This window comes from Methanosarcina sp. UBA5 (assembly GCF_002505485.1).
In the GTDB taxonomy this organism is placed as follows: Archaea; Halobacteriota; Methanosarcinia; order Methanosarcinales; family Methanosarcinaceae; genus Methanosarcina.
This window is the reverse complement of sequence record NZ_DAVG01000110.1, coordinates 1-9,172: the sequence shown is the minus strand read 5'-3', so window position 1 is coordinate 9,172 and position 9,172 is coordinate 1. Positions and strand designations below refer to the sequence as shown.

General features: G+C 39.0%; 8 protein-coding genes and 1 tRNA gene. 3 read left to right on the top strand and 6 right to left on the bottom strand.

Features of this window, described 5'->3' with window-relative positions; translation table 11 throughout:
* From BP621_RS12920 to BP621_RS12905, 4 genes are all read right to left on the bottom strand, one after another.
* Positions 1 to 364 (bottom strand): formate dehydrogenase accessory sulfurtransferase FdhD (locus tag BP621_RS12920; protein ID WP_292390612.1); only part of this gene is annotated, 364 nt, incomplete at its 3' end.
* Positions 365 to 432: 68 nt separating this feature from the next.
* Entirely contained in the window at positions 433 to 1,929 is a 1,497-nt protein-coding gene (locus BP621_RS12915; RefSeq protein WP_292390610.1) for a hypothetical protein, read from the bottom strand.
* 99 nt (positions 1,930 to 2,028) lie between these two features.
* The gene (locus BP621_RS12910) at positions 2,029 to 3,018 is read right to left on the bottom strand and encodes a hypothetical protein (protein ID WP_292390609.1); all 990 of its coding nucleotides are present in this window, start codon (positions 3,016 to 3,018) and stop codon (positions 2,029 to 2,031) included.
* Positions 3,019 to 3,058: 40 nt separating this feature from the next.
* On the bottom strand, positions 3,059 to 4,060 hold the full coding sequence (locus BP621_RS12905) for a type IV pilin N-terminal domain-containing protein (protein ID WP_292390608.1): 1,002 nt from the start codon (positions 4,058 to 4,060) through the stop codon (positions 3,059 to 3,061).
* 302 nt (positions 4,061 to 4,362) lie between these two features.
* Here BP621_RS12905 and BP621_RS12900 point away from each other — a divergent pair, with 302 nt between their 5' ends.
* Together BP621_RS12900 and BP621_RS12895 are read left to right on the top strand one after the other, a co-directional pair.
* Complete coding sequence (locus BP621_RS12900) at positions 4,363 to 4,818, top strand: type IV pilin N-terminal domain-containing protein (RefSeq protein WP_292390607.1); 456 nt, start codon at positions 4,363 to 4,365, stop codon at positions 4,816 to 4,818.
* Between the two features lie 340 nt (positions 4,819 to 5,158).
* A complete protein-coding gene (locus BP621_RS12895; protein WP_292390605.1) occupies positions 5,159 to 5,638 on the top strand; it encodes a type IV pilin N-terminal domain-containing protein in 480 nt (159 codons plus the stop codon).
* Positions 5,639 to 6,020: 382 nt separating this feature from the next.
* Here the strand turns inward: BP621_RS12895 and BP621_RS12890 are convergent, their stop codons facing one another.
* Both BP621_RS12890 and BP621_RS12885 read right to left on the bottom strand, forming a co-directional pair.
* The gene (locus tag BP621_RS12890) at positions 6,021 to 6,323 is read right to left on the bottom strand and encodes a hypothetical protein (RefSeq protein ID WP_292390604.1); all 303 of its coding nucleotides are present in this window, start codon (positions 6,321 to 6,323) and stop codon (positions 6,021 to 6,023) included.
* 124 nt (positions 6,324 to 6,447) lie between these two features.
* A tRNA-Met gene (locus BP621_RS12885) sits at positions 6,448 to 6,519 on the bottom strand.
* A gap of 746 nt (positions 6,520 to 7,265) precedes the next feature.
* Here BP621_RS12885 and mgtA point away from each other — a divergent pair.
* Positions 7,266 to 9,172, top strand: a 1,907-nt coding sequence (gene mgtA / locus BP621_RS12880; protein ID WP_292390602.1) for a magnesium-translocating P-type ATPase, incomplete at its 3' end; no start/stop codon positions are given.

Here is a 9,172-nt window from a genome sequence, read left to right as displayed (position 1 = left end):
CTTGCGGGTCAAAAACAGAGTCAGAGTCTACAAAGATTTCTCTGCCGGCTTTTTCTTCTTTTTCGGCTTTTCCGGCGGCTTCGGTACGGATTCCCTGATTCTCGTTTCGGGTCCGGATATGAACCGTCCCACCTTCCACTTCAACGTTTTCAATTTCCCTGAAACTGAGAACGCCTTCTGTAATCAGATGGCCGACCGCAAGTTCTTTTAGTTCGAGCGGGGAGGAAAAAAGGGTCGTGAAGAGTTTTCTGTTGAGAAAAAGTTTAACAGGGCATTCCTTTGCGAGCAGCACTTTAACGTCTTCGGCTTTGCCGTCGGAATGGATTCTTTTCGCAGGGTAGGGAGTGGTGTATTTTTCAGGCATATGGATCGGGTTTCTCGCTTTTTCAGTGTGTGATGGATATATGTATCGATATGCCTTTTTCTTTTCCGTCAGCTCAGGTAGACTGCAAGGTAGTCGATATAGAAGGTACCTCCTGCATTACTTCCATCATTGATATATAAACTGAGGTTAAGGTCAGAAGGGGTTTTAGGTGATACTGAAAACTTATTATTATACAGGTACCAGTTGTTGTCCTGAGGATTTAAAGAATCTTCAGTTCCGGTAAACTTCATTTTCGTACTAAGTTGACTACTGTTTGTTCCATATCTATAAATCATTCTGATTGTTGCGGAAGACGGTGATATAACATCGAATTCTGTATAATCCACAAAATTGAAGTTCATAACCAGTTCCTTATTCTTATCTATTTTCTGCGAAAAACTATTATTTGGGTTATAAGAAACCAGTTTTATCACCTTATTACTTCCTGAGGGGAATGTAAGGTTAGAGTTATAATCTCTCAGCAGGTTAGGGTTCGGTGAAATCTGAGAATTTTTGTAAGTCCCAGTAATTGTGTCGAAACAGTACCATTTGTTTAGCCGCATAATATTTTCAATCCAACCTGTCCTGTAATTAGCATTGAAACTGCTTCCGGATCCAAGTTCTGCACCGATTTTGGCTTTACTTATATACAACCACTCAAGTTTTTTGCTTCCATTGCCCAGGAACGAGAAACGCACATGTCCGGATTCCGGCATGCATCGAACGGTATAATCTGTTCCATTTGCAAGTCCTTTCTCTTGCGCAGTTTCATTGAAGTATGCAGTCCAAGCATCCGGGTATTTTGTGGCAATTGTCAGGTTAAAGGCACTGATATTTATGCCTATATAATCGCTACTGTTGTGCATGGGCTGAACTCCCCAACCGGTCAGCCTCAGTGGAGTAATAGCGTTAGAAGAAATGGAATCGGGCTTGCCTAAAATTTGAACCGCACCAAGTGTGAAGGTGTAATTGTTTCCCTCAGTTTTCTCTATGCCGAATATTGGAAACTGTTTCATTCTAGAGTTTTCGCCGTCTGCAAGAATCAGGGCTCCGTTTTCATATCTGAATACCTGATCTGGGTACTGCCTATTTTCAGAATAGCAGGTAATTCCCCCACACTCAATAATATAAGGTTTTATTCTTTGGGAAGGACTGTACGGTGTTACTATCATTGTGCACTTTTCGGTATTTACCTCAAGTTTTCCATCTGATTTTGAAGAGTCAAAAGCCGGGACTTCCCCTCCTCCTATATTAACAGGTACAGTTGCTGAAATACTATAAGCAGAGTAATTTTCTGATTCCATGAGCCTGGAAAGTACATCGATCCTTGTTTTTACTCCGACCATTTCATCCCATGTATCATACATATGGTTCATTTCAGCATCGTTTTTCCACTCAGGAACATATTCAAGCTTTACTACAGAAATCACTGTAAATATGAGAGCTAAGAGCAATACTGCTGCAATAACTGTTGCAGCAGCAGATTCACCCTTTGAAAAACAGGATAGACCACCTTTTTTCCTGTCTTCTGGTTTTCTCGTTGTTATAATGGTCTTCGGGAGCATTTTCCAAACCCTTGAGTTATAACTTTTATTTTTTACTTAAGTTCTTGATTTGATTTCCCCTTATCACCCTGAATTTTTAGAATTCCCCTTCAATTCATTTCAGTTTAAGCCAATCCCCGGCTCAGCCTTGACCACGGTTTCACTTATATAAAGTCTTTTTAAAGTGCCTGTAGCTGTTGAATCTAATTTAGGAAATATCAGACGCACATTGTTGTTATCTTCATTCTCTACAAGGGTATAATCATCTATTCCTGCATCTGCAAGCATTTTGCTAAGATACTGTTTCCAGGCATCAGGATGAGTGGTATAAATTGTTAATACAAGTCTTTCTATGCTCAGGTCTTCGTACTCATCGCTATCATAAATATGCCTGTAGTCAATGCCTGTGAGGCGGAGAGAGCAACCGCTGTTTGAAGAAATAATCTGTGGAGAGTCATACAGTGCCCGAAATATCCGCACAGCATTTATCGAAATATTATATTGATTGGATGATGCCTTAGAGAAGCGGATAGATGGATACAGCATCATAACAGGCTGTTTTCCCTGGTCAAGGATTAGAGCTCCGCCTTCGTAACTGAAACTCTGATCTACATAGTAATGATTCTGAGAGGCGTAGGTAATTGTTCCACAGCTGATATTGAAAGGAAAGCTGGTAGAGTCATTGTAAATTACGATTGCACTCATTATGCATTTATCCTTGTTTACGGCAAGAATTCCACTGGACTTTGTAGTACCTATAATTGGGAGACTTCCCCCGCCCATATGGAAAGGCACATTCATTACAAGTTGAGGAGCTGAAGAGCTTGGGTTTGATGTATTGAGTTTCGAAGAGTCGGGGGTTGAAGCCAGGATAATTGACATCATATCAATTTTTGACTTAACATCTGCCATGTCCTTCCATACGTTGTCCATATGGGAGCGTTCGGCATCGTTTTTCCATTCCGGGACACAGCCTACCCATATAATAACGAGTACCGAAAATATTATTCCCAGCAACAGTACTGCCCCAATAACAGTTGCTGTTGCAGATTCCGAGTTGGAGTATTTTAGTTTCTCAATTCTGGAATCTTTTTCATTATGTTTTTTCATTTGTTTCGAACCCCCTTGCCTCAATCTCTGCTCTTAATATTTAGTACTCCACATGGATTCCAATAAAGTCAACCCAGCCAATTTTATTTTCACTAGCTGCCTGCCCGTATGCTGAAAACCTGACTGAAAGATTTTCAAGTTCTTCAGTTGTGTTTACACCCAGGTTCATCAGTTTCAGGTCGTAGGGCTCTAATTTCTGGTCACATTCAGTGTAGCTATTATATCTATCCATATCGTAATCAACAACGATCCACTGATCCGGTTTTCCATCGTTAATTTCAAGCGTCAGGTTTTTCATACTGCTGTCATGCCCACTATATACTATTTTCAAAAGGACTACTTTTAACGGATTTTTAATGTTCATGTCATCTGCGTCTATACCAAAAGTGAATGTCTCACTAGACCACTCGCCTTGATGCATCTGGCACTCCGTGACAAAACCATCATTGATTCCGTCAACCAGCTCGGTAGGCAGCCATTCACCTGGATCTGTGGAGTTGTCATATACACTTCCGTAAGGATGAGGAGTAATCCAATCAGGAATTTTCCCATAGCTTTTCTGGAGTACGGTTCTCTGGACAACCTGCTGGGAAGGAGTATCCACAAAGAACATATCTATATTAGCTCCAGCCACGAGATCTAGATCTTTTTCTTTAGTGTCAATTACAATGCAATCTCCAAGCGTGAAAGCACCATCTTTGGACTCATTGCCATCCGGGTCATAAATTTCAACTCCATCCTCCTCGGACATACTGAACTCAGTTGGCTGCTCATCGACAAAGAGTATTATCTTGATGGCGGATAGGTCAATAGTTTCCCCCCCACTATGGACAATCCGTACAGTGTCATTATATGTATCGACGTTTTCTTGCAGGTCAGTATGCGGGATATGTTCCGGCTTTACAGCGCCCCCATCGGAAAACACAGCCGTACCTATTGTAGCAAAGGCTATAACGACTATACTTATCATAAGCAGTTGCCCATATACCTCTGAAACTCCCCTGCAGTCCTGCCAAAGTGTCCAACGCTTTTCACCCTCCACGATAAAAATCACCTTCTAAAAATTTAATTACCAAATTTCTAAAGTGTATCTTATCTAATATTAACTTGACTGTCTGAGAAAATTTATTAAAGTAGAACTGCTAATAGATATCTTGATGAAATAGTTTTGAATGTTGACAGCGGTTATTCTTTGTTACATTCAGTAAAAAGTTAGATAGTTATAAAAAATAGGAAGGGTTACAGTCAGAATAAACATGTATTGTTAACTATGTATTTCAGGTGTTAAAGGTATCTGGCAGACTTTTTTCTGTCCAAATACATTTAACCAGGAGGGAGAAACATATGGATTTCAAGAAATTATTTAGAAAAGATGATAAAGCAGTTTCTCCGGTTATTGGTGTCATCCTGATGGTTGCAATAACCGTCATCCTTGCCGCCGCAATCGGATCTTCTGTTTTCAGTCATGGAGTTTCCAAATCCGCACCACAAGCTAACCTCAATCTACAAGCAGCAGGTATAATTACTAGTGGATCTGGAGAGACTGCTACTAGCACAGGATGTGTAAAAATCGAGCACGTTGGTGGAGACTCAATTAATTTTGCAGATACAGCGACAAAAGTCACGGCATCTGTTAATGGCACCTCTACAACGACAAATGCAACTAATATTGGTGTCATGAATGTTGGTGACATCAAGATACTCGGTGTGGATGACGTTAATGAGGACTCTACCGTCGAGCTCAAATTCATCGATACAACGTCCAATCAGTTGTTACTTGACAAAGTTCTAAACTATTAAACGTGAATTTAAGCACCTCACAAAAGTGCTTTTTTCCTTTATAGTTTTTTTCACTCTTTTCCAGGAATTTAATTCAATTTTTTAAATTATTTAAAAACCGTTGTTATCTAAACAATACAAAAAATTTATTATTGTATAACTGCTTAATAACTATCTTGTTTAAATAAGTGAATAAGTAAATACAAATTAGTCTTTAACAATTCAGTAAAAATTTAAATACTTATCAAAAATAGGATGGTATGTGATAAAAAATTAAACAATGTTACTTGTGTATTTTAGATGTTAAAAGTATCTGGCAGGCTTTTCTGTCTGAATACATTTAACCAGGAGGGAGAAACATATGGATTTCAAGAAGTTATTTAGAAAAGATGATAAAGCAGTTTCCCCGGTTATTGGTGTCATCCTGATGGTCGCAATAACCGTCATCCTTGCCGCCGCAATCGGATCTTCTGTCTTCAGTCACGGAGCTGCTCAAGCTGCACCGCAGGCGAACTTTGATATTAAAAAGGCCATTAGCAGTACAGATGCAAAAATGGCTTTAAAAATAGAACATCTTGGTGGGGATACGGTTAATTTAGACAAAGATTCGACAAGGATTATCATATCTGATGGTACTACCACTCAAGATGCTATAGCTGCTAATACTGCAGGTACTGGCAGTACTCTTACCCTTAGTGTTGGTGATATCAAGACATTTACTTTTACGAAGGATGCAACTCCGACTGGTGATATTGGTATCGTAGCTGGCAAAACAGCAAATATCAAATTTGTTGATAAAAAATCCGGCCAGATTTTCCTTGACAGAAATGTACCGTTCTAAATGTGAATTTAAGCACCTCAAATAGGTGCTTTTTCCTCTTTTTCTCTTTTTATTTGTTTTTATAGTGAATTCATTCTTCAAATTCTATGGTATTTCTGGAAAAGAAAATATTATAGGCAACAGTAACTTTCAAATTGAGAACAAGAAGGTTCAAAAATATATCTTCCTCGAATGTGGCAGTATTTTTAACCAAAAAACAAAGATCTGCGGGAGACTTGAACCCTCTACATGCTGATTACGAATCAGCCGCTATACCGCTAAGCCACGACGACAATGCACGGAAAAAATAAGCAGACTTAAAATAGCGGTAAAAATTTAATTATTTTGCATTTAAAGACTTTTTTCGTAATTTTAAGGCTTTAAATACCATTGTCTTGGCTTATCAGGTTTTATTTTCGTTATTAAAGGCATTCCATCCATTATAAGAGATATATGACTCACATTCAGTGTTACATCTCCCTGTTGCCAGAAGCCCAAAAGTGCACCTATCAATCTGAATGTGCTTAGGTTCCCTGCTATTGTTATTCACAGGCTCATACCAGTATTTATGATAAATACAATCATTCTTCATGTGACTTTCCATAATTTTTTGGGCTTTTGATTGATTGAAGCCATTAAATGCGGAAAATGATGATATATTTTGAGAATTCCAGATGATGTTAGAAAGTATTCTCTTTATAGTCATTTTATACCCCCTTTAATCTAATGAATTTCAACATATAAAAAAATTACTGCATGTTGGTACATTAGTTGTTTAACTCTGTTCTTTACACTTCGCAAAAAGAGGGAATTAACAAAAAACAAAAAAGAGCCGCCGGAGGGACTTGAACCTTCGACCTGCTGATTATGAATCAGCCGCTATACCACTAAGCCACAACGACACGATTTTGCGCATCAGGCGGATTAAATTCAATCGTTCGATTTCGTATCTCATGGAGTGGCATGAGATGGACAAAGACTTCTACAACTTGGATGTTAATGGGCTGATTCCAAAACTCAAAATTGATTCTTTGAATCTTGTATTATGAATTACCAATTGAGTTTCTAATCGTGAAAGAGAGTTTTGAAACTCTTATTGATTTGAAAATAAAATTGGTTTTGGGATGAGCTCACAAACAAAATGGAATTTTCGTGAATTTCCAGAAATAAACTCTAGTAATATTTTATATTTTGTAGACTTAATCTATCGAGAAAAATTTATAGGGCTTTTGACATACTGCTTAACTTTTTCTAGTTATAGCTGAATATATAAATTGACTATCCTATATAGACTTCACATTACCAAAGTCCCTAAAATATATATTATATAAGAATATTAAGAGAACAAAGTTCGTTAGTGTTTCGATTTTTTATGTAAAATCATAAATCTTAAAAAGTTGGCAGTTTGAGAATCCAATATTAAGAGAACTGAATCATACTCAGTACACAAAAATTTGACTTTGAATTTACAGCAAATTTGGAACACTGCCCAAAATTCGAATAATCACGAGCTTGTAAAACAGAAGAAAGAAAATTTCATTGAGATTGTAGACAGTTTTCCGGAGCGGAATCTTTCTAAAAACTATATAAATGTTGTGCCAAGAGCTGATCGATAAAATGAGCCCGAAAATGATTGGAGATTTGGAGTATGAAAACGAAAATCACTCAGTCAGTTTCTCATTCCGTATCGCCGGTTGCGGAGAAACTACTTGTAGCAAGCAGAATGGAAGCGGACAAACTGTTGAAACAATACAGCACCACCCTGAATGGTTACAGCGAAGATACTGCAAAAGAGTTCAGAGATAAATACGGAAAAAACGAAATCTCCCATGAAAAACCGGAACCGGTCTACAAAAGGTTGATAGGCGCTTTTGTAAATCCTTTTACTATTGTTCTTTTTGTCCTTGCGACTATTTCTCTTATTACGGATGTTCTAGCTGTTGCTCCAGAAGATAAGAATCCACGCACAGTTATTATTATTTGTACTATGGTATTAATCAGCGGCCTCCTTCGCTTTGTTCAGGAAACGCGTTCCAACAGTGCTGCGGAAAAGCTGAAAGCTATGGTTCATACAACTGCAACCGTTTCACGTGGAGACGAAGGCAAAAAAGAAGTGCCTCTTGCAGACATAGTACCTGGAGATATTATTTATTTGTCAGCTGGAGACATGATTCCAGCCGATGTCCGCGTTATAGCCTGTAAAGATTTGTTTGTAAGCCAGGCTTCCCTTACCGGCGAGAGTGAGCCACTAGAAAAATACGATCATTCTGTGAATCAAGACAGTAAGAATCCATTGGAGCTTCCTAATCTGGCTTTCTTGGGCAGTAATGTTGTTAGCGGTTCTGCCACTTGCATTGTTCTTGCCACCGGCGATTATACTTGTTTTGGCTCTATGGCAAAAACAATCACCGACAAGCAAATTGTGACAAGCTTTGAGAAAGGCATTAATTCCGTAAGCTGGGTACTTATCCGCTTCATGATGTGTATGGTACCTGTAGTGCTATTTGTCAATGGCTTTACAAAGGGTGACTGGTTCCAGGCTTTTTTGTTTGCACTATCCGTTGCAGTTGGTCTCACTCCCGAAATGCTGCCGATGATTGTAACCACCAATCTTGCAAAAGGCGCAGCTTCAATGGCGAAGAAAAAGACCATTGTCAAAAACCTGAATTCGATGCAGAACTTTGGAGCCATGGATGTCCTCTGCACCGATAAGACAGGAACAATAACACAGGATAAAGTTGTACTGGAATATTATCTTGATATACACGGCAATGAAGACGAAAGAATTTTACGTCACGCGTTTTTAAACAGCTATTACCAGACAGGACTTAAAAATCTCATGGATGTCGCAATTCTCAACCATGCGAAATCTGAGCCCTATCGTTCCATGAAGGAAAGATACATTAAAGTGGACGAAATACCGTTTGATTTCAACAGGCGAAGAATGAGTGTCGTCATCCGCGACCATGGAGGTAAAACCCAGCTCATCACAAAAGGTGCTGTTGAAGAAATGCTGTCTATCTCAACATATGCGGAATACGAAGGAGCAGTTGTTTTACTCACCGATAAAATAAGACAGGAAATTCTTTCGACCGTAGAGAGATTGAACAGTGAAGGAATGCGTGTTTTGGCAGTCGCACAGAAAAACAATCCTTCAGTAGAGGGTGTTTTCTCTGTAAAGGATGAGGCTAACATGGTACTGATCGGTTACCTTGCCTTTCTTGATCCTGCAAAGGAAACTGCAACAGCGGCTATTAAGGCATTGAATGAGTATGGAGTGTCTGTCAAAGTATTAACAGGTGATAACGACGCAGTAACAAGATATATCTGCAAGCAGGTGGGGATTAAAGCGGAAAACTTGTTACTTGGTACGGATATTTATGAAATGGACGACAACGAGCTTTCTTCTGTAGTGGAAAATACAAACGTTTTTGCAAAACTCAGTCCACAGCAAAAAGCACGAATAGTCCGAATTTTGCGTGAAAACGGTCATACTGTGGGCTTTATGGGTGACGGCATCAATGATGCACCCGCTATGCACGAGGCTGACGTGAG